Source organism: Pseudomonas ceruminis (assembly GCF_021602025.1).
GTDB classification, from domain to species: Bacteria; Pseudomonadota; Gammaproteobacteria; order Pseudomonadales; family Pseudomonadaceae; genus Aquipseudomonas; species Aquipseudomonas ceruminis.
This window is the reverse complement of the sequence record NZ_BQHW01000039.1, coordinates 17,532-38,106: the sequence shown is the minus strand read 5'-3', so window position 1 is coordinate 38,106 and position 20,575 is coordinate 17,532. Positions and strand designations below refer to the sequence as shown.

At 61.7% G+C, this 20,575-nt stretch carries 20 protein-coding genes and 1 pseudogene; 10 read left to right on the top strand and 11 right to left on the bottom strand.

The genetic code is table 11. The features are described 5' to 3' along the window. Positions 1-455: 455 nt before the first annotated feature. Positions 456-1,655, bottom strand: coding sequence for a tyrosine--tRNA ligase (gene tyrS / locus L6D80_RS27815; RefSeq protein ID WP_054902909.1), 1,200 nt, complete (start codon positions 1,653-1,655; stop codon positions 456-458). A 215-nt stretch (positions 1,656-1,870) separates the two neighbouring features. Between tyrS and L6D80_RS27810 the strand changes: the two genes are divergently transcribed. Both L6D80_RS27810 and L6D80_RS27805 read left to right on the top strand, forming a co-directional pair. Next, positions 1,871-3,289: a peptidoglycan DD-metalloendopeptidase family protein gene (locus L6D80_RS27810; protein WP_176517020.1), complete on the top strand. Its 1,419-nt coding sequence runs from the start codon at positions 1,871-1,873 to the stop codon at positions 3,287-3,289. 4 nt (positions 3,290-3,293) lie between these two features. Then, a complete protein-coding gene (locus L6D80_RS27805; RefSeq protein WP_054902911.1) occupies positions 3,294-4,385 on the top strand; it encodes an anhydro-N-acetylmuramic acid kinase in 1,092 nt (363 codons plus the stop codon). Between the two features lie 59 nt (positions 4,386-4,444). Here the strand turns inward: L6D80_RS27805 and erpA are convergent, their stop codons facing one another. Both erpA and argC read right to left on the bottom strand, forming a co-directional pair. Continuing rightward, positions 4,445-4,795: an iron-sulfur cluster insertion protein ErpA gene (gene erpA / locus L6D80_RS27800; protein WP_003255511.1), complete on the bottom strand. Its 351-nt coding sequence runs from the start codon at positions 4,793-4,795 to the stop codon at positions 4,445-4,447. A gap of 146 nt (positions 4,796-4,941) precedes the next feature. After that, entirely contained in the window at positions 4,942-5,976 is a 1,035-nt protein-coding gene (gene argC, locus L6D80_RS27795) for an N-acetyl-gamma-glutamyl-phosphate reductase (protein WP_054902912.1), read from the bottom strand. Positions 5,977-6,117: 141 nt separating this feature from the next. Here argC and hemJ point away from each other — a divergent pair, with 141 nt between their 5' ends. From hemJ to L6D80_RS27765, 6 genes are all read left to right on the top strand, one after another. Then, complete coding sequence (gene hemJ, locus L6D80_RS27790) at positions 6,118-6,543, top strand: protoporphyrinogen oxidase HemJ (RefSeq protein WP_176513851.1); 426 nt, start codon at positions 6,118-6,120, stop codon at positions 6,541-6,543. Positions 6,544-6,573: 30 nt separating this feature from the next. After that, complete coding sequence (locus L6D80_RS27785; RefSeq protein WP_176513853.1) at positions 6,574-7,530, top strand: NAD(P)H-dependent flavin oxidoreductase; 957 nt, start codon at positions 6,574-6,576, stop codon at positions 7,528-7,530. A 67-nt stretch (positions 7,531-7,597) separates the two neighbouring features. Continuing rightward, positions 7,598-8,380 (top strand): SDR family NAD(P)-dependent oxidoreductase, encoded by a 783-nt coding sequence (locus tag L6D80_RS27780; RefSeq protein ID WP_176513855.1) that lies wholly within the window; start codon positions 7,598-7,600, stop codon positions 8,378-8,380. 63 nt (positions 8,381-8,443) lie between these two features. After that, on the top strand, positions 8,444-8,782 hold the full coding sequence (locus L6D80_RS27775) for a histidine triad nucleotide-binding protein (protein ID WP_003255518.1): 339 nt from the start codon (positions 8,444-8,446) through the stop codon (positions 8,780-8,782). 65 nt (positions 8,783-8,847) lie between these two features. Continuing rightward, a complete protein-coding gene (coq7, locus tag L6D80_RS27770) occupies positions 8,848-9,495 on the top strand; it encodes a 2-polyprenyl-3-methyl-6-methoxy-1,4-benzoquinone monooxygenase (protein ID WP_054902916.1) in 648 nt (215 codons plus the stop codon). A 10-nt stretch (positions 9,496-9,505) separates the two neighbouring features. Then, the gene (locus L6D80_RS27765; RefSeq protein ID WP_054902917.1) at positions 9,506-10,546 is read left to right on the top strand and encodes a hypothetical protein; all 1,041 of its coding nucleotides are present in this window, start codon (positions 9,506-9,508) and stop codon (positions 10,544-10,546) included. Between the two features lie 72 nt (positions 10,547-10,618). Here the strand turns inward: L6D80_RS27765 and L6D80_RS27760 are convergent, their stop codons facing one another. Continuing rightward, on the bottom strand, positions 10,619-11,041 hold the full coding sequence (locus tag L6D80_RS27760; protein WP_054902918.1) for an OsmC family protein: 423 nt from the start codon (positions 11,039-11,041) through the stop codon (positions 10,619-10,621). 190 nt (positions 11,042-11,231) lie between these two features. Here L6D80_RS27760 and crp point away from each other — a divergent pair, with 190 nt between their 5' ends. Further along, positions 11,232-11,876: a cAMP-activated global transcriptional regulator CRP gene (crp, locus tag L6D80_RS27755; RefSeq protein WP_054902964.1), complete on the top strand. Its 645-nt coding sequence runs from the start codon at positions 11,232-11,234 to the stop codon at positions 11,874-11,876. Here the strand turns inward: crp and L6D80_RS27750 are convergent. The 4 genes from L6D80_RS27750 to L6D80_RS27735 form a co-directional block, all read right to left on the bottom strand. Next, positions 11,873-12,577, bottom strand: coding sequence for a lipoate--protein ligase family protein (locus tag L6D80_RS27750; protein ID WP_054902919.1), 705 nt, complete (start codon positions 12,575-12,577; stop codon positions 11,873-11,875). The genes crp and L6D80_RS27750 overlap by 4 nt on opposite strands. 147 nt (positions 12,578-12,724) lie before the next feature. Next, the gene (gene trpC / locus L6D80_RS27745; protein ID WP_054902920.1) at positions 12,725-13,558 is read right to left on the bottom strand and encodes an indole-3-glycerol phosphate synthase TrpC; all 834 of its coding nucleotides are present in this window, start codon (positions 13,556-13,558) and stop codon (positions 12,725-12,727) included. After that, positions 13,555-14,604: an anthranilate phosphoribosyltransferase gene (gene trpD, locus L6D80_RS27740; protein WP_054902921.1), complete on the bottom strand. Its 1,050-nt coding sequence runs from the start codon at positions 14,602-14,604 to the stop codon at positions 13,555-13,557. The genes trpC and trpD overlap by 4 nt, the downstream gene beginning before the upstream one ends. Positions 14,605-14,613: 9 nt before the next feature. Continuing rightward, positions 14,614-15,207, bottom strand: coding sequence for an aminodeoxychorismate/anthranilate synthase component II (locus L6D80_RS27735; RefSeq protein ID WP_054902922.1), 594 nt, complete (start codon positions 15,205-15,207; stop codon positions 14,614-14,616). Positions 15,208-15,581: 374 nt separating this feature from the next. Here L6D80_RS27735 and estP point away from each other — a divergent pair. Beyond that, positions 15,582-17,487 (top strand): annotated as a pseudogene (gene estP, locus L6D80_RS27730) (esterase EstP). Between the two features lie 35 nt (positions 17,488-17,522). On the opposite strand, the gene trpE reads toward estP, so the two are convergent. From trpE to rpe, 3 genes are all read right to left on the bottom strand, one after another. After that, positions 17,523-19,001, bottom strand: coding sequence for an anthranilate synthase component I (trpE, locus tag L6D80_RS27725; protein ID WP_054902937.1), 1,479 nt, complete (start codon positions 18,999-19,001; stop codon positions 17,523-17,525). A gap of 70 nt (positions 19,002-19,071) precedes the next feature. Next, positions 19,072-19,890, bottom strand: a complete 819-nt coding sequence (locus L6D80_RS27720) for a phosphoglycolate phosphatase (RefSeq protein ID WP_054902938.1) — start codon at positions 19,888-19,890, stop codon at positions 19,072-19,074. Continuing rightward, entirely contained in the window at positions 19,887-20,561 is a 675-nt protein-coding gene (gene rpe, locus L6D80_RS27715) for a ribulose-phosphate 3-epimerase (RefSeq protein ID WP_054902939.1), read from the bottom strand. Before rpe ends, L6D80_RS27720 begins: the two co-directional genes overlap by 4 nt. Positions 20,562-20,575: the final 14 nt, after the last annotated feature.

The following is a 20,575-nucleotide window of genomic DNA, read 5'->3' as shown; positions in this document are numbered from 1 at the left end:
CAAGCACCCACACGAATTGCTTGATTCAATTTGTTAAAGAGCGTTTGGCTAAGAGCGTTTCGTCTCAACCGAGGCGCGCATTCTACGCTTTCCTCATTTGCTGTCAAGTGTTTATTTTGAAGTTTTTACCGAGAAACTCGTTTAGCTTCAAACACTTGACTCGCTGCGATCTCTAGTAGCGGGAGGCGAATCATACAGCGTTTAGAAGCGCTGTCAACCACCGTTTCAACCGCTATCGATCAGACGACCGAAGCACTTTCAGCACTACCTGAATCGATTAACTCGTTGAATCTCAAGGAGTTTCTCGTTCCGACTACGCTGGAAGTGGGGCGCATTATAAGGGGATTCGAAACCCCGTCAACCTTTAATTTCAATAAACCTTAATAATGCTGCAAAACAAAGCGGGGAGGCCTTTCGGCCTCCCCGCTTCTATATATAGCTACAGCGCCAAGCGATCACTCAGCCTTGAGGGTGACTCGGGCAAACGCCTTCTTCCCCGCCTGGCACACGTGGGTGGCGCCGAGTGCAAACATGAAGTCGCGCCCAACCACCACGCCGTCGACCTTCACCGCACCACCATTGAGCAGGTCCCGCGCCATCGCCGAGTTCTTCACCAGGCCTGCACGGTTCAGTACAGCAGCGATCGGCAAGGCTTCGGCTGCAGCCACTTCGATCTCGGGCAGGTCTTCCGGCAACTCGCCCTCCTTCATGCGGTTACCCGCCGCACGGTGGGCATTGGCAGCAGCCTCTTCCCCATGGAAGCGCGCAACGATCTCTTCTGCCAGCTTGATCTTGATATCACGCGGGTTCGCGCCATTGGCGACATCGGCACGGAACTGGTCGATCTCGTCCATCGAACGGAAGCTCAGCAGCTCGAAGTAGCGCCACATCAGCGTGTCCGGAATCGATACCAGCTTGCTGTACATCACACCCGGGGCTTCCTGGATACCCACATAGTTGCCCAGCGACTTGGACATCTTCTTCACGCCGTCGAGCCCTTCAAGCAACGGCATGGTCACGATATTCTGCGCTTCCTGGCCGTAAGCACGCTGCAGCTCACGCCCCATCAACAGGTTGAACTTCTGGTCGGTCCCCCCCAGCTCCACGTCAGCTTTCAGCGCCACCGAGTCGTACCCCTGCACCAACGGGTACAGGAACTCGTGGATGGCGATCGGCTGATTGGTGGTGTAACGCTTGTCGAAGTCATCACGCTCGAGCATGCGCGCCACGGTGTACTGCGACGCCAGGCGGATAAAGTCCGCCGGGGTCAGCGTATCCATCCAGGTTGAGTTGAAGGCGACTTCGGTCTTGGCCGGGTCGAGAATCTTGAACACCTGCTGCTTATAGGTCTCGGCGTTATCCAGGACCTGCTCACGGGTCAGCGGCGGACGCGTGGCGCTCTTGCCGCTCGGATCGCCAATCATCCCGGTGAAGTCACCAATCAGGAAAATGACCTGATGGCCCAGATCCTGGAACTGACGCAGCTTGTTGATCAGCACCGTGTGCCCCAGGTGCAGGTCGGGCGCGGTCGGATCGAAACCTGCCTTGATACGCAGAGGCTGGCCGCGCTTGAGCTTCTCAACCAGTTCCGACTCGACCAACACTTCTTCCGCACCGCGCTTGATAAGCGCCAGCTGCTCTTCAACCGACTTCATAGACAGACCCGCAAGGCTCAGATTCAAGGGGAGCCAACCATACAAGATCGGCCATCAAATACAAGTTTTGCAAAGGAATGTGACCTGACCACAGGTTTGCGGCGTCTACGCGCCCTTGCGTGAAAATGGATTTGGTTATATTTTATACAGTTATTTCATCTTCATCATGTCATTCATCTTTTCCATATTCACTTTTCTTCAAAGTCCCCTTACCTATGACCAACGAAACGCCTAAAGCGCCCCCGCTTTATCCGAAAAGCCATCTGTTGGCCGCCAGCGGCATTGCCGCGCTGCTCAGCCTGGCCCTGCTGGTATTTCCGTCCAGCGAAGTCGAAGCCAAGAAAACCACTCTCAGCCTGGAACTCGAGAGCCCTGCCGAGCAGTTGAAGGACGAATCCAAGGCAGCGCCGCTGGTACAGAGCGAAGCCGACCAGGGTTCTCCCTTCGCGCAGATCGAAGGCGCCGAATCACCCACCGAACAAACCGCTCAGCAAGCACCAGCGCCGGAGCAGCAGCCACAAGCCAAGGAACCTGGCCATCGCGAAGTCGTCGTCGCACGCGGCGATACCTTGTCGACGCTGTTCGCCAAAGTGGGGCTGCCGGCCAACGTAGTGCATGACCTGCTGGCCAGCAACAAGCAGGCCAAACAGTTCAGCCAGCTCAAGCACGGCCAGGTACTGCAGTTCGAACTGGACAAGGATGGCCAACTGGCGAGCCTGCACAGCAAGGTCAGCAACCTTGAGACCATCCGCCTGACCAAGTCCGCCAAGGGCTACACCTTCGATCGCGAAATCAGCAAGCCGCTGGTGCGCACCGCTTATGCACACGGGGTCATCAAGAGTTCGCTGTCGGCTTCAGCGCAGCGCGCGGGCCTGTCCCACAGCATGACCATGGACATGGCTAAGGTGCTTGGCTATGACATCGACTTCGCTCAGGACATTCGCCCGGGCGATGAATTCGACGTGGTGTACGAGCAGAAGGTCATGGACGGCAAGGTGGTCGGCACCGGCAACATCCTGTCCGCCCGCTTCACCAACCGTGGCAAAACCTACACGGCCGTGCGCTACACCAACAAGCAGGGCAATACCAGTTACTACACGGCTGATGGCAACAGCCTGCGCAAGGCATTCATCCGTACCCCCGTAGATTTCGCCCGTATCAGCTCGCGCTTTTCCGCTGGCCGCAAGCACCCGATTCTGAACAAGATCCGTGCACACAAGGGTGTCGACTACGCCGCCCCACGGGGCACCCCCATCAAGGCGGCCGGCGATGGACGCATCGAGCTGGCCGGGCGCCGTGGTGGCTACGGCAATACCGTCATCATCGCCCATGGCAACAGCTACAAGACCCTTTACGGGCACATGCAGGGCTTTGCCAAGGGCATCAAGACCGGCGGCAGCGTGAAGCAGGGCCAGATCATCGGCTACATCGGTACGACCGGGCTGTCCACTGGGCCGCACCTGCACTATGAGTTCCAGGTCAACGGCGTGCATGTCGACCCCCTGAGCCAGAAGGTGCCGATGGCAGACCCGATCGCCAAGGCAGAACGCCAGCGGTTCCTGCAGCAGAGCCAGCCACTGATCGCCCGCATGGATCAGGAAAAGGCCACCATGCTCGCAGCGAACAAGCGCTAAGCCCATGGCGCTCTACCTGGGGGTGATGTCCGGGACCAGCCTCGACGGCCTGGATATTGCCTTGATCGAACAAGGCGAGCAGCTTGAACTGCTCGCCACCCATTACCTGCCCATGCCCAGCGACCTGCGTCAGCAACTGCTTGCCCTGTGCAGCAGCGGCCCTGACGAGATCGCGCGTGCGGCGCTGGCAGAAAACCGCTGGGCCAGCCTGGCAGCCGAAGGTATCCGCCAACTGCTGGCCCGTCAGGGGCTGCAGGCCGATGCCATCCGCGCCATCGGCAGCCACGGCCAGACCATTCGCCACGAACCCGCACGCGGTTTTACCGTACAGATCGGCAACCCGGCGCTGCTCGCCGAGCTTACCGGCATCAGCGTGGTTGCCGACTTCCGCCGGCGCGACGTGGCTGCAGGAGGCCAAGGCGCACCGCTGGTACCGGCTTTCCACGAAACCTTGTTCGGACACTTGGGCCAGCGCCTGGCAATCCTGAATGTGGGCGGCTTCAGCAACCTCAGCCTGATCGAGCAGGACAAGCCGGTCCACGGCTTCGACTGCGGCCCAGGTAACGTGCTGCTGGATGCCTGGATAGAGCGCAAGCGCGGCCAGGCCTACGATGCCGATGGTGCCTGGGCGGCTTCGGGCGTGGTGCAGCCGGGCTTGCTCAGTGCATTGCTGGCCGACCCGTTCTTTGCTGGCAGCGGCCCAAAGAGTACGGGCCGCGAGGTGTTCAACCTGGCTTGGCTGGACGGTCACCTGGCGGGCCAGCCCGCTTACCGGGACGAGGATGTACAGGCGACATTGCTGGAGCTTACCGCGCGCAGCATCATCGACTCGCTGAGCAATGCCCAGCAGGGCACAGAAGCGTTGCTGGTGTGCGGCGGTGGCGCACGTAACGGCGCCCTTATGGCCCGCCTTGGCCAACTGCTACCCAAGGCCCGTGTCGCCAGCACCGGCGCCCATGGCGTAGACCCTGACTGGGTCGAGGCCATGGCCTTTGCCTGGCTGGCGCATTGCTGCCTCGAAGGCATCAGCGCCAACCGCCCAAGCGTGACGGCGGCCAAGGGCCTGCGGGTACTGGGTGCAATCTACCCGGCATAACCGCTACACCGCAAAGCAAAACGCCGCGCAATTGCGCGGCGTTTTCGTATGGCCAGGCCTCAGATCGAGAACGAGGACCCGCAACCGCACGTAGTGGCAGCGTTTGGGTTCTTGATCACAAAGCGCGAGCCCTCCAGGCCTTCCTGATAGTCCACCTCGGCGCCAGCCAGATACTGGAAGCTCATCGGGTCGACCACCAGCGACACGCCTTCGCGCTCGACGATGGTGTCGTCTTCGGCCACATCCTCATCGAAAGTGAAGCCGTACTGGAAGCCCGAGCAGCCGCCACCGGTCACGAACACCCGCAGTTTCAGACGTTCATTGCCTTCCTCATTGACCAGGTTCTTCACTTTCTGGGCTGCCCCATGGGTGAATTCCAGACCGGTAGGGGTGAAGGTTTCGACGCTCATGTTGACTCTCCCGGCGCAGTTGCCGCCTTAAAACTCGATGACGCGCATTATCCGCTTTCCCGAGAAAATTGGTCAAGAATTGTGCGGCTTTAGTCGCGACTGACAAAATGGCCCGCGCAAGGCGGGCCATTTCGATCGCAGCTCGCTTACGGCAGCAAGCCCGCGTGGGACAGGCCCATACGCTCGTCCAGGCCGAACAGGATGTTCAGGTTCTGTACCGCCTGGCCAGAGGCACCCTTCACCAGGTTGTCGATCACCGACAGCACCACCACGAGGTCGCCCCCCTGCGGGCGATGAACGGCAATGCGGCAGACGTTGGCGCCGCGCACACTTCGGGTTTCCGGGTGGCTGCCAGCGGGCATCACATCGACGAACGGTTCGTCGGCGTAGCGCTTCTCGAACAGCGCCTGCAAGTCGACCGAGGTATCGACAACATTCGCGTACAGCGTGGCGTGGATGCCACGGATCATCGGCGTCAGGTGCGGCACGAAGGTCAGGCCGATGTCTTTGCCAGCAGCCAGACGCAGGCCTTGGCTGATTTCAGGCAGGTGGCGGTGGCCCTTGACTGCATAAGCCTTCATGCTCTCGCCAGCCTCGCAGAACAGCGAACCCACTGCGGCTCCGCGGCCAGCACCACTGACCCCCGACTTGCAGTCGGCGATCAGCCGCGACGGGTCGGCCAGGCCCGCTTCGAGCAGTGGCAGGAAGCCCAGCTGCGCGGCAGTCGGGTAGCAGCCCGGCACCGCAATCAGGCGCGCCTGGCGGATTTTTTCGCGGTTGACCTCAGGCAGGCCGTAGACCGCATCCTTGAGCAGCTCAGGGGCACCGTGCGGTTGTCCGTACCATTTGCCCCATTCGGCAGCGTCCTGCAGGCGGAAGTCCGCGGACAGGTCGATGACCTTGGTGCCTGCAGCCAGCAGTTCGCCGGCCAGGGCGTGGGCGACACCGTGCGGCGTGGCGAAGAACACGACGTCGCAGGCCGCCAGGGCCTTGCTGTCTGGCACGCTGAAAGCCAGGCCGTCATAGTGGCCGCGCAGGTTCGGGTACATGTCGGCGACCGCAACGCCCGCCTCGGAACGCGAAGTGATGACTGCCACTTCGGCCTGTGGATGCTGTGCCAGCAGACGCAACAGTTCGACGCCGGTGTAACCCGTGCCGCCGACGATACCGACCTTGATCATAACGCTTGCCCCTTATCAACGAGCCGTCTGGAAAGCGCACGATGATAGGGGCGCAGGGCGCCTGTAACAACTCTCCGGGTGACCCTTTGGGTACTTGGCCACTACTATCTGACGACCGTGAATACCTGAAGGACTCTCTAGATGCTTTACCTATGGATCAAAGCGCTGCACATCGTCAGCGTGGTCTGCTGGTTCGCCGGCCTGTTCTACCTTCCCCGGCTTTTCGTCTACCACGCCCAAAGCCAGGACAGCCTGAGCCAGGAGCGCTTCGTGACAATGGAGCGCAAGTTGTATCGCGGCATCATGAACCCAGCGATGATCGCCACCTATGTGTTCGGCGCCTGGATGCTCTACCTCACTCCGGGCTGGTTGAGCCAGGGGTGGCTGCACGCCAAGCTCACGCTGGTGATCCTGCTCACCGGCTACCATCACATGTGCAGTGCCCAACGCAAACGCTTCGCCAACGGCGCCAACACTCGTAGCCACGTGTACTACCGCTGGTTCAACGAAGTGCCGGTGCTGTTCCTGCTGGGCATCGTAATTCTGGTGGTGGTCAAACCGTTCTGACGTTAACCATTCTGCACTGGAGCCTCGCCCATGACGCTGCCCGCTTCGCTCGAACAACGCCTGCGCCTGCCCGTGGTGGCCGCACCGATGTTCCTGATCTCCAATCCCCAGCTGGTCCTGGCCTGCTGTGGCAGCGGCGTGGTCGGCAGCTTTCCTGCGCTGAACCAACGTGACAGCGCAGGTTTCAAGGCCTGGCTCGAAGAGATCGAAGCGGGCCTGGCGCAGTTACAGGCGCCGGCCCCCTATGCCGTCAACCTGATCGTCCATCCTACCAACCCGCGCTTGCAGGCTGACCTGGCGCTGTGCGTCGAACACCGCGTGCCGATCGTCATCACCAGCCTGGGCGCGGTGAAGGAGGTCGTGGATGCTGTGCACAGCTATGGCGGGCTGGTGTTCCATGACGTGACCACCCGGCGGCATGCCGAAAAAGCCGCGCAGGCGGGCGTCGATGGCTTGATCGCCGTGGCGGCGGGCGCTGGCGGCCACGCCGGCACCTGGAGCCCGTTCGCTCTGGCGGCCGAAATCCGTCAGTTCTTCGACAAGACGCTGCTGCTGGCAGGTTGCATCAACCATGGCCATGAAATTCTTGCCGCCCAGGTGCTGGGAGCCGACCTGGCCTACATGGGTACGCGCTTCATCGCGACCGGCGAAAGCCATGCGCAGGAGGCGTACAAGCAAATGCTGCTTGACGCCCAGGCCGCCGACATCATCCACACGCCTGCGGTTTCCGGTATTCCTGCGAGCTTTTTGCGCGCCAGCCTGGAGCAAGCCGGTTATGACATGAACGCACTGAAAACCGGCCACGAACAAGGCAAGCTCAAACCCATCGATGATGAGGCCAAAGCCTGGAAAACCGTTTGGTCCGCAGGCCAAGGGGTGGGCGACATCCATGACCTGCCCGGCGCCGCACAGCTGATCGAACGCTTGCACAATGAGTACCATGCAGCGCTGCAACACACCCAGGTATTGGGCGACAAGGCCCGGTAGCAAAAGGCAACACCTTGCCTGGCCAAACTGTACACTAGGCGCCCTCTTCAGCCCCCAGGAGCCTTGCATGACCCGTTACGCCATGATCACCGGTGCTTCCAGTGGCCTGGGCCTGGCCCTGGCGGAAGCCCTGGCGCGGCGCGGGCGCAATTTGATTCTGGTGGCTCGCCACCGCGAAACCCTGGAGCCTGTGGCCATCGAGCTGACCCAGCGTTTCGGTGTCGAGGTGCTGTTGCGTGCCTGTGACCTCAGCCAGCCGCTACGCTTGTCCGGGTTCGTGCTTGAACTGGAAGAAGGCGAGCGGCGCATCGACCTGCTGGTCAATTGCGCCGGCCAGCGCACCTATGGCCCGTTCCTCGCCCACGAATGGGCAGACGAGCAGGACCTGCTAGAGGTCAACATCCTGGCGATGAGCCGCCTGTGCCATGCCATCGGCAACCTGATGGCGGTGCAGGGTGGCGGGCAGATCCTCAATGTCGCCGGGCTGGCCGCCGTGGCACCCGGCCCGTGGATGGCCACCTACGCCGCCAGCAAAGCCTATGTGATGAGCTTCACCGAAGCCCTGCGCGAAGAACTCAGACCCACCGGTATCAAGGTCTCGGTACTGTGCCCCGGCCCTGTGCGTTCAGCGCGCCGGCCTATCCCACGGCTCGAAGGCAATAGCCACTGCCTGAGCCCCGAGGAAGTGGCGCTGTACACCGTGCGTGCCCTGGCCAAGAACCGCGCGCTGATCATGCCGGTGCGCCGTAACCGTTGGTTGGCTTTTGCCCCTCGTGTGCTGCCACGCTGGCTGGTGCGCAAACTTGCAGGTTTCATTCACCGCCGATACTGCCCGGTCGGCATGGAATAGCCACTGGGCGAGTGGCGCCTGGCTGAGTACACTCGGCTCGACCCTCACCATGGAGCAAGTGCTGTGGACGATCTATTCCTCAAAATCATCAACCGGGAAATACCGGCGGATATCATCTACGAAGATGACCAGATCCTGGCCTTCAAGGATATCGCCCCAGCGGCGCCAGTGCATTTTCTGGTCATCCCGAAAAAACACATTCGCACCCTCAACGACCTGACCGAAGAAGACAAGGCCCTGGCTGGCCATATCCTGTTCACCGCTCAGCGCCTGGCGGTCGAGCAAGGCTGCGAAGAAGGTTTCCGCGTGGTCATGAACTGCAACCCGAAAGGCGGCCAGACCGTCTACCACATCCACATGCATGTGCTCGGCCAGCGCCAGATGAACTGGCCACCGGGCTGACCCAAGGCAAGCCCCTTCCGGGCGATTGAGGTAAACTGTCGGGCATCACTCAGCGGAGGTGCCCGATGGCTACCGAACGTCACTACTCGCCGCTCGACCGCTTGTTGCTGCAGGCCGATACCGCCATGCGCACCTTGCTGCCCTTCAGCGGCCAACCGTCCCGCCCGTCCCCGGCCATCATCCAGCCGGACGCCGAACTCGATGACCACCAGACGCGTCACGTTGCCGGGCTCATGCGCATCAACCATACCGGCGAAGTCTGCGCCCAGGCGCTGTACCAGGGCCAGGCACTGACCGCCAAGTTGCCCCAGGTGCGCAAAGCCATGGAACACGCCGCCGAAGAAGAAGTCGACCACCTCGCCTGGTGCGAACAGCGTATCCGCCAACTGGGTAGCCACCCGAGCGTGCTCAACCCATTGTTCTACGGCATGTCGTTCGGCATCGGCGCCCTTGCCGGGCTGGTCAGCGACAAAGTCAGCCTGGGCTTCGTCGCCGCGACCGAGCATCAGGTGTGCAAGCACCTGGACGAGCACCTGGAACAAATCCCCCACGAAGACGAGAAGTCTCGCGCCATTCTCGAGCAAATGCGCGTGGATGAAGAGCAGCACGCCGAATCTGCACTCGAGGCTGGCGGCTATCGCTTCCCTGCACCAGTACGTTTCGGCATGAGCTTGCTGGCCAAGGTCATGACCAAGAGCACTTACCGCATCTAAGGGCACGCCCATGACGGACCGTATCGACGCCAAGGACCTGGCGCGCGCCGTGCAAGCCGGCATTCTCCAGCCGGGCCAGGACCAGGCCTTGCTGGCGTTCCTGCACAAGCAGCCGCCAGCACGTGGCAACTTCCAGCTGGCACACGTCGCATTCTACTTCGGCGCCCTGTTGATCATGGCGGCGATGGGCTGGTTGCTGACCGAGGCCTGGATGCGCATCGGGGACGGCGCACTACTGTTCATCGCGCTGCTGTACATCGGCCTGCTGACGCTGTTCGCCCTCACCCTGCAAAAGCGTCGGCAACCTGTCGCCGCTGGCGTGCTGGCAGCGGTTGCAGTGAGCATCGTACCGTTGGCGGTGTTCGCCATCGAACGCCTGTCCGGTTGGTGGCCGCTTGACGATGTGCAAACGGACTATCACCAGTACTACACCTATGTGCAGGGCGGCTGGCTGGTGATGGAAGCCGCAACGGTGCTGGCCGGGCTGCTGATGCTGCGCTTGATCCCCTACCCGTTCATCGTCATGCCAATTGCTGTAGCGCTGTGGTTCATGTCCATGGACCTCAGCGAATGGGTATATGGCTCGCCGTTCAGTTGGGAGCAGCGACGTACCGTTTCGCTGTGGTTCGGCCTCGGCCTGCTGCTGGTGTTTCTGCTGGTGGATGGCCGTACCCGTGAGGATTACGCTTACTGGGGCTACCTGGCTGGGTTGGCAGCGTTCTGGGGCGGGCTGACGATGATGGAAAGCGACAGTGAGCTGGGCAAGGCGCTGTATTGCCTGATCAACCTTGGGCTGATGGCACTGGCGGTGCTGCTGCGCCGGCCGGTATTCATGGTGTTTGGGGCACTGGGGGTGGCGGCTTACCTGGGGTACCTGTCCTACGAGGTGTTTGCCGATTCGCTGCTGTTCCCGGTGGTGGTGACGCTGATCGGGCTGGGGGTAATCGGCCTGGGGCTGGGGTATCAGAAGCGCCGGGAGCATTTGAGCCAGTCATTGCGACGTTGCGTCCCACGCTGGTTGGTGGTCGCTCTCCCGGCACTGCGCAACTGAAGACCGCGCAGACCGCTTTGCCCCCCAGCGCCGGCTAGCCGATGGGCTGCGCAGCAGCCCATGCTCTGGGGTTCAACCCAGCTCTATGATCTCGTAGCCGTGAGTGATTTCGACTCCGGCACGCTCCAGCATGATCGACGCCGAGCAATACTTCTCGGCCGACAGCTCGACCGCCCGCTTGACCTGCGCCTCTTTCAGCCCACGGCCTTTGACCACGAAATTCATGTGGATCTTGGTGAACACTTTCGGGTCTTCACTGGCGCGCTCGGCCTCCAGGAAGGCTTCACAGCTTTCCACCGCCTGGCGCGATTTCTTCAGGATGCTCACCACATCAAAACTGCTGCAGCCACCGAGGCCGAGCAGGAGCATTTCCATCGGGCGCACGCCCAGGTTGCGGCCACCGGCCTCGGGCGGGCCATCCATGACAACCACGTGGCCACTCCCCGATTCGCCGAGAAACATCGCTTCACCGGCCCACTGGATGCGTGCCTTCATCTGTCCGTACTCCTGGAATTCGCAAAAGGTTGTCAGCTTAAGCCTTGAATGGCTGTCGGAAAAGCTCAATGCGAGGCGCATTTGTGCCGAAACATCCTGCAGTGTCTGATAAGCTGGCGCCAATTGACTGGCGCCCCACGTCAGCCAACGCTAACAAGAGCCTATGCGTCGCATCGAACAGGATTTCGTGATGGTTGTCTCAGCCCTACCCGCCAAGATCAAGAACATCGACAAGCTGCTGGTGCACTGCCAGCGCCGCCGCTACACCGCCAAGAGCAACATCATCTGCGCCGGTGACCGGGCCGAAACGCTGTCGTTCATCGTCAAGGGTTCAGTCACCATCATCATCGAAGACGACGAAGGCCATGAGATGATCATCGCCTACCTCAACAGCGGCGACTTCTTCGGCGAATTGGGCTTGTTCGAACCTGCCGGCAGCGATCAGCAACGCAGCGCCTGGGTCCGCGCCAAGACCGAGTGCGAAGTGGCGGAGATCAGCTACGACAAGTTTCGCGACCTGGCCCGCCAAGACCCGGACATTCTCTACGCCCTCGGCAGCCAAATGGCCCAACGCCTGCGCAATACCACGCGCAAGGTGGGCGACCTGGCATTCTTCGACGTCACCGGCCGAGTTGCCCGCTGCCTGCTTGACCTGTGCAAGCAGCCGGACGCCATGACCCACCCAGACGGCATGCAGATCAAGATCACCCGCCAAGAAATAGGACGTATCGTCGGATGCTCACGGGAAATGGTCGGCCGCGTTCTCAAAGACCTTGAAGAACGCAGCCTGGTGCAAGTCAAAGGCAAGACCATGGTGGTCTACGGTACCCGTTAATCCTTGGGCAGGGCTGCCAGTACCTGCCTGTAGGCCTGCGACAACCGTTCGAACCAGGGCGCTTCGGGCGCCACCTCGTGCAAAGCGATATGGCTATCGGCGCGGCAACGCTGCTCCAGTTCGCAACACTCATTGAAGCGATTGACCGCCGCAACCATCGATTCGCGTTCGTTGTCCAGCAATAGCGCGCCATGCACCAGCACCACTGGGCGCTTGCCGCCTAGCCCCTGGCGCCAACGCTGGGCCGTGCCGACCAGCTTACGCCCGTTGAGGTTGACGTTATAGCGGCCATCGCAGAAGGCACCGTCAATTTCGCCTACCGACGCCACACCGCCCCATTCGCGCAACACATCGCACAGAGGCAGGCACAGGCGCTCATAGGCGTTTTCGATACGCCCGTGGTCGCCTTCGCTGCGCGGTGCCACATACACCAGCGCCACGTTCACCGTTGCATGCGACTGCGGTACGGGCTCGCCGCCAGTTTCACGCAACAGCACCGGCCAGCCGGCAATCGCCAGTTCCGAGCAGGCAGCTTCGAAATTGTCCAGTCGGCTCATGCGGCGCGGCATGACCAAGGCGTGATCGGTGGGGCGCCAAAACAGCACGCCAGATTCACGTTCACCGCGGCACACCGCTGCCAGCAGGTCCTGTTCGGCATGCAGGCCTTGTTCGACGGTCAGGGCCAGGGGTTGATCGGTCATTGATCCACCTTTTAGTGTTGGTTTCTCTGGCCCCTTCGCGGGTCAACCCGCTACCACAGGTTATGCCGCTGCCCTCAAGGCGTGTGCATCACCTGGGAAAGACCGGAGCAGGCACAAAAAAAGCCGGCATAAGCCGGCTTCGTTCGATCAGTCCAGTTGCTGAACAGTCTTCTTCACCTGATCGGGGAAAAACAACCGCTGCAGTTCAAGCCCTGGCTGCTCGGCACGCATGAATGCCTCACCTACCAGGAACGAGTAGACATCGTTGATCGCCATCAGCTCGACATCGGCGCGGTTGAGAATGCCGCTCTCGGTGATGGCCAGGCGATCCCGCGGGATGCGCGGCAGCAGATCGAGCGTGGTCTCCAGGCTGACCTCGAAGGTGTGCAGGTTGCGGTTGTTCACCCCCACCAGCGGCGTATCGAGTGTGTTCAATGCACGTTCCAGCTCATCGCCATCGTGCACTTCGACCAGCACATCAAGGCCGACATCCTTGGCGGTGGCGGCCAGCTCGGCCATCTTCACGTCATCCAGCGCCGACACAATCAACAATACACAGTCGGCACCCAAGGCGCGCGCCTCGACGATCTGGTACGGGTCGACCATGAAGTCCTTGCGGATCACCGGCAGCGAAACCGCAGCACGCGCCTGCTGCAGGTACTCATCGGCACCTTGGAAGTAGTCCACGTCGGTGAGCACCGACAGGCAGGTCGCCCCGCCCTTCTCGTAGCTGACGGCGATGTCCGCCGGTACGAAGTGCTCGCGAATCACGCCTTTGCTCGGCGAGGCCTTCTTGATTTCAGCGATCACCGCTGGCTGCTTGCGTTTTGCCTGATCGATAAGGGCATTGGCAAAACCCCGCGGCGCTTCGGCAAGCTTGGCCAAGCGCTCCAGTTCAGCAAGGCTGACGCGCGCGCTGCGCTCGGCCACTTCCTGGAACTTGCGAGCAATGATCCTTTCCAGCACCGTCGGCACACTCATGCTTCGTTCTCCACCTTGAATACCGCTGTAAAGGCACCCAGTTCCTGCAGCTTTTCCCAAGCCAGCCCGGTGTGCAGCACATCGTGGGCCAGTTCCACACCGCTCTTCAGGCTCATGGCGTGGTCAGCGGCATACAGTGCTGCGCCGGCGTTGAGCACGATCATCTCGGCGGCCTTCTGACCGTTTTCAGTCTTGCGCCGGCCCAGTGCATCGCGAATCAGCTCAAGCGAAGCCTGCGGGCTCTCGACAGCAAGGCCGTGCAGGCTTTGGCTTTTCATCCCGAGGTCTTCCGGCTCGACCCAGTATTCACGGATCTCGCCGTTTTTCAGTTCGGCTACGAAGGTTGGCGCCGCCAGGCTGAACTCGTCCAGCCCGTCCTTGGAGTGCACCACCAGCACATGCTTGCTGCCCAGGCGCTGCAACACCTCGGCCAGGGGACGGCACAGGGCCTGGCTGAACACACCGACCACCTGGTGTTTCACGCCGGCCGGATTCGTAAGCGGGCCGAGCATGTTGAACAGCGTGCGCAGCCCCAGATCGCGACGCGGGCCGGCGGCATGCTTCATGGCGGAGTGATGGCTCTGGGCGAACATGAAACCGATGCCGAGGCTGTCGATGCAGCGCGCTACCTGGATCGGGGTCAGGTTCAGGTAGATGCCGGCGGCTTCCAGCAAGTCGGCACTGCCGCTCTTGCCCGAGACCGCGCGGTTACCGTGCTTGGCCACGGTGCAACCCGCCGCCGCCAGAACGAACGACGACGCGGTGGACACATTGAAGATGTTGGCGCCATCACCGCCGGTACCGACGATATCGACCACGCCATCAAGGCTTTTCAGTTCGACCTTGTCGGCCAGCTCACGCATCACCGACACCGCGCCAACAATCTCGTCGATGCTCTCGCTTTTCATGCGCATCCCCATCAGGAAGGCACCGATCTGCGCCTCGCTGCACTGGCCGGTCATGATCTGGCGCATGACGTCGCGCATTTCTTCGGTCGAAAGGTCCAGCTGGCCGACGATACGGCTCAACGCGCTCTTGATATCCATGTGCAATCCTTAGCGGCGGCCGCCGGTCTGTTTGAGGAAGTTGGCGAACAGCTCGTGGCCCTGCTCGGTCAGGATGGACTCGGGGTGGAACTGCACCCCTTCGATGTTCAGCGTCTTGTGGCGCACACCCATGATCTCGTCGACCGAACCATCGTCATGGGCGGTCCAGGCGGTCACTTCCAGGCAATCTGGCAGGGTTTCGCGCTTGACTACCAAGGAGTGGTAGCGGGTGACGGTCAGCGGGTTGTTGAGGCCGGCGAATACACCCAGGTCACGGTGATGCACCGGGCTGGTCTTGCCATGCATGACCTGGCGGGCACGCACCACATCGCCGCCAAAGGCCTGGCCGATGGACTGGTGGCCCAGGCATACGCCAAGAATGGGCAGTTTGCCGGCGAAATGCAGGATGGCTTCGATGGATACACCGGCCTCGCTTGGCGTGCATGGCCCGGGGGAGACCACGATACGCTCGGGGCTGAGGGCTTCGATCTGGGCAATGGTCATTTCGTCGTTGCGAATGACCTTGACCTCGGCGCCCAACTCGCCAAGGTACTGAACAACGTTGTAAGTGAATGAGTCGTAATTGTCGATCATCAGTAACATCAGGCGGAACCTCTAGAATCTACTGACTTTAAAAGTCGAACCTTCCTACACCGAAAACAGACACGGCGTTGCCACTAAGGGCGCTCGTACACAAACAGGAAGGCAAACGGGGGCGGGCCGGACGGGCCGGCGAGAGATAAAGTCAGGCGCGCCAACGCCAACGGGCGTGGGCCTTGATTACGCGCATCAAGAGTTTGCTGACGATCAACACAGGATAGGTCTCGCTCATACTTGCAGGCACAGTAGCCTACCGGGGCGGCGGGCGCAATATGCCCGTAAACACGGGGAAACGAATGGACTTGGGAGGCATACCCGGGGATTTGCTATGTTCGAACCGGTTGTGCTCATAAAAACAATGAAAAGGATGTTCACCGATGCGAAAAGCACCATTACTGCGCTTTACCTTGGCCACCTTGGCGGTGGCCTGCAGCCAGGCGTTCGCCGCACCCTCCCCCTATTCCACATTGGTCGTATTCGGCGACAGCTTGAGCGATGCCGGGCAGTTTCCCGACCTGACTGGCGGTACTGCGGGCATGCGCTTCACCAACAGGGATGAGAACGGCAACTTCGCACCTGTCTCGCCGATGATCCTAGGCAACAGGCTAGGCGTCGGTGCGACTGAACTTGGGCCCTCGACATCTTTAGGCAACCTTGCAAGCGGTCGCCCAGACGGCAACAACTGGGCAGTGGGCGGTTACACGACGCAGCAGATTCTCGACTCGATCACCGACACGTCCAAAGCGATCGTGCCCCCCAACGGGCCATTGCCTGGTTTCGTATTCCGCGAGCGGCCCGGCTACCTGGCCAACGGCCTGCGCGCCGACCCCAACGCCCTCTACTACCTGACCGGTGGCGGTAACGACTTTCTGCAAGGCCTGGTCAACAGCCCGGCCGACGCCGCAGCCGCAGGTTCGCGTCTCGCCGCCAGCGCCCAGGCCCTGCAGCAAGGCGGTGCCCGCTACATCATGGTCTGGCTGCTGCCCGACCTTGGGCAAACGCCGAACTTCAGCGGCACGCCGCAGCAAAACCCCTTGTCGCAATTGTCGGGAGTGTTCAACCAATCCCTGGTCAGCCAGCTGAGCAAGATTGACGCCGAGATCATCCCGCTGAACATTCCCGTACTGCTCAACGAGGCAATCGCCAGCCCGACTCAGTTCGGCCTGGCCAGCGGCCAGAACCTGGTCGGTACCTGCTACAGCGGCGACAGCTGTGCGGAAAACCCGGTGTATGGCCTCAACGGCAGCACTCACTCCCGACCCGACCAAGCTGTTGTTCAACGACTCGGTGCACCCGACCATCGCCGGCCAGCAACTGATCGCCGACTACGCCTACTCGATCATTTCCGCCCCATGGGAGTTGACCCTCCTCCCCGAAATGGCCCACGCCAGCCTGCGTGCGCATCAGGACGAATTGCGCAACCAGTGGCAGACGCCCTGGCAGGCCATCGGCCAATGGCAAGCATTCGTGGCCACGGGCGCTCAGGACCTGGACTTCAACGATCAGCGCAGTGCCGCCAGCGCTGACGGACGCGGCTACAACCTGACCCTCGGTGGCAGCTATCGGTTGAACGATGCCTGGCGACTGGGGCTTGCCGGGGGCGTTTATCGGCAAAAACTGGAAGCAGGTGAGCAAGACTCGGATTACAAACTCGACAGCTACCTGGCCAGCGCCTTCGCCCAGTACCGTCAGGACCGCTGGTGGGCCGATGCCGCTTTGATCGCGGGCCACCTGGACTACAGCGACCTCAAGCGGACCTTTGCCCTGGGCGTGAACACGCGCAGCGAAAAGGGCGACACCGATGGCCAAGCCTGGGCTGTATCCGGCCGGCTGGGTTACAACCTCGCGGCTGATAGCAGTGCCTGGCAGTTAGCGCCGTTCATCAGCGCCGATTATGCACGGGTCACCGTTGATGGTTACGACGAGAAGAGCGGGCGCTCGACGGCACTGGGCTTCGACGATCAGAAGCGCACGTCGCGGCGCCTGGGCGCGGGGCTGTTAGGCAGCGTGCAAGTTATGCCGAGTACCCGGGTGTTCGCTGAGGTGGCGCGGGAGCACGAATTCGAGGATGACCAGCAGGATGTGACGATGCACCTGACGACGTTGCCGGCCAATGACTTCACCCTGACTGGGTATACGCCCCATAGCAATCTGACGCGCGCCAGCCTTGGGCTGAGCCATGAGCTGGTGGCCGGGGTGCATTTGCGCGGGAACTACAACTGGCGCAAGAGTGATGAGTTGACACAGCAGGGGGTTAGCCTGGGGGTCAGCTTCGACTTCTAAGCGGATGGGGCCGCAGTGCGGCCCCATCAGCAACGTCAGCTGGCAGTCTGCTCAGCCAACGCCACCGCGCGGAACATCGCCCGGCGCTTGTTGATGGTTTCTTCCCACTCCAGTGCTGGCACCGAGTCGGCAACGATACCGCCGCCGGCCTGCACATGCAGCTCGCCGTCCTTGATCACCGCCGTACGGATGGCAATGGCAGTGTCCATATTGCCGTTCCAGGCAAAGTAACCTACCGCGCCACCATAGACACCGCGCTTGACCGGCTCCAGCTCGTCGATGATCTCCATCGCACGGATCTTCGGCGCACCCGACAAGGTACCGGCTGGCAGAATCGCCCGCAGGGCATCCATTGCTGTCAACCCTTCGCGCAGATGGCCGGTGACGTTGGAAACGATGTGCATCACGTTCGAGTAACGCTCGATCACCATCTTTTCGGTCAGGCGCACGCTGCCGGTGGAGGACACACGACCCACGTCGTTACGCCCCAGGTCGATGAGCATCAGGTGCTCGGCAATCTCTTTCTCGTCCGACAGCAGGTCGTCTTCCAGCGCACGGTCAGCTTCTTCGGTCGCGCCACGTGGGCGGGTACCCGCAATGGGGCGCACAGTGACCAGGTTGTCTTCCACCCGCACCAGCACTTCCGGCGAACTGCCGACCACGTGGAAGTCGCCGAAGTTGAAGAAGTACATGTACGGCGTCGGGTTGAAGCAGCGCAGCGCGCGGTACAGGTCGATCGGCGCCGCCTTGAAGTCGATGGACATGCGCTGGGAAGGCACCACCTGCATGCAGTCGCCGGCCAGGATGTATTCCTTGATACGCCCTACCGCATTCTCGTAGTCGTCACGGGTATAGCTGGAACGGAACGCCGGCTCGGCGGCCATCGGGCCGCTCAGGTCCAGGCCGCGCCGTGGCGTAATCGGCTGGCGCAGTTTTTCCAGCAAGCCTTGCAGCCGCGCCTGACCTTGCTCGAACGCGTCCTCCCCGGCCGGGTCGACCAACACGATCGCGTGCATCTTGCCTGCAAGGTTGTCGAATACCACCACCGCGTCGGACACCATCAGCAGAATGTCCGGCACCCCCAGCGGATCTGGGTTCGGGCTGGCACCCAGACGTTTCTCCACGTAGCGCACGCAGTCATAGCCGAAATAGCCGACCAGGCCACCGTTGAAGCGTGGCAGCCCGGGGATGTCGGCGACCTTGTAACGGTCCTTGAACGCCTCGACGAAGGCCAGCGGGTCTTCGACGTCGTGGCTTTCCACCTCGACGCCATCCTGCAGGATGCTCACATGGTAGCCATGTACACGCATCACCGTGCGCGACGGCAAGCCGATCATCGAGTAACGGCCCCACTTCTCACCGCCCTGAACGGACTCGAGCAGGTAGGAATTGGCTTCGTCGGCCAGTTTGAGGTAGATCGACAGCGGCGTGTCGAAGTCGGCCAGGGTTTCGCAGGCCAGGGGGATGCGGTTGTAGCCGGCAGCGGCCAGGCGCAGGAATTCTTCGCGGGTCATGAGTAGCCTCGTGGCAAGCAGCAATAGGGTCGGGCAAGCGGACGGGCCGGCAAGCGCCGGCGGGCAGAAGTCAGGCGCGCCAGCGCCAACGGGCCAGGGCCTTGATGACTTTCATCCAGAATTTGCCAGTGACCGCCACGGTGGACTCTCTGTCTTGTGAGGCTTGAAGGTCCGCCAACGTTATCCCAGTGGCCGAGTCTACGCAACCGGGCAGCAGCGCACGCAGATCGTCGATCACCAGGCTCGGGGTTTCTTCAACGATGGGCCGGCCATGGTTGTAGCCGTAGGTAAGGCCGACGCACTTCACCCCCGCCGCCTTGGCCGCCAGCACATCGCTGCGCGAGTCGCCGACAAACAGCGACTGCTCGGCACTGACGCCGGCCATTTTCATGACGAACAACAGCGCGGCCGGGTCGGGTTTTTTCTGAGGTAGCGTGTCGCCACCGATGATCCAGCGAAAGTAACGGCCGATCTTCATCTGGTCCAACAACGGCCCGACGAAACGTTCGGGCTTGTTGGTGATCAGCGCCATCTCTACGCCCTGCTTGCGCAGCCAGCGCAGCGTGTCCTGCACGCCGGGGTAGATAACGGTCAGTTCATGGCTTTGCGCATAAGCTTCCATGAACAGTGCCAGCGCCTGATCGGCCAGGGCATCATCGACCGACGCATGATCGATGCCGCCCGCCAGCGCACGGCGCACCAACACCTGGGCGCCGTTGCCCACCCAATGGCGCACGGCCTCCAGGCCTGCAGGCGGGCGCCCAAGTTCGAGCAGCATGCGGTCCACGGCGGCGGCCAGGTCTGGCACCGAGTCGATCAGGGTACCGTCCAGATCGAACATCACCAGCTTGGGCAGCGTCCCCGGGAACAGCTGCTCGAAGCCGCTCATGGGCGGGCCTGGGCCAGTTCGGCGCGCATTTTGGCGATGACTTCCTGATAATCCGGCGTGTTGAAGATCGCCGAGCCGGCGACAAAGGTATCGGCGCCCGCCGCGGCGATCTCGCGGATGTTGTTGACGTTGACGCCGCCATCGATCTCCAGACGGATATCACGGCCACTGGCATCGATCAGCGCACGGGCTTCGCGCAGCTTGTCGAGGGTACCGGGGATGAACTTCTGCCCGCCAAAGCCTGGGTTGACGCTCATCAGCAGCACCATGTCGACCTTGTCCATCACGTACTTCAACGCTTCCAGGCTGGTGGCCGGGTTGAACACCAGGCCAGCCTTGCAGCCGCCGTCGCGGATCAGCTGCAACGAGCGATCGATGTGTTGCGAGGCTTCCGGGTGGAAGGTGATATAGGTTGCACCGGCTTCGATGAAGTCGCCGATGATGCGATCGACCGGGCTGACCATCAGGTGCACATCGATCGGCGCCGTCACGCCATATTTGCGCAGAGCGCTGCAAACCATCGGGCCAATGGTCAGGTTGGGCACGTAGTGGTTGTCCATCACATCGAAGTGGACGATGTCGGCACCCGCGGCCAACACCTTGTCGACGTCCTCACCCAGTCGGGCGAAATCGGCGGAGAGAATGGAGGGGGCAATAGCGTAGGGCTGCATGGCGCACCTGTTGG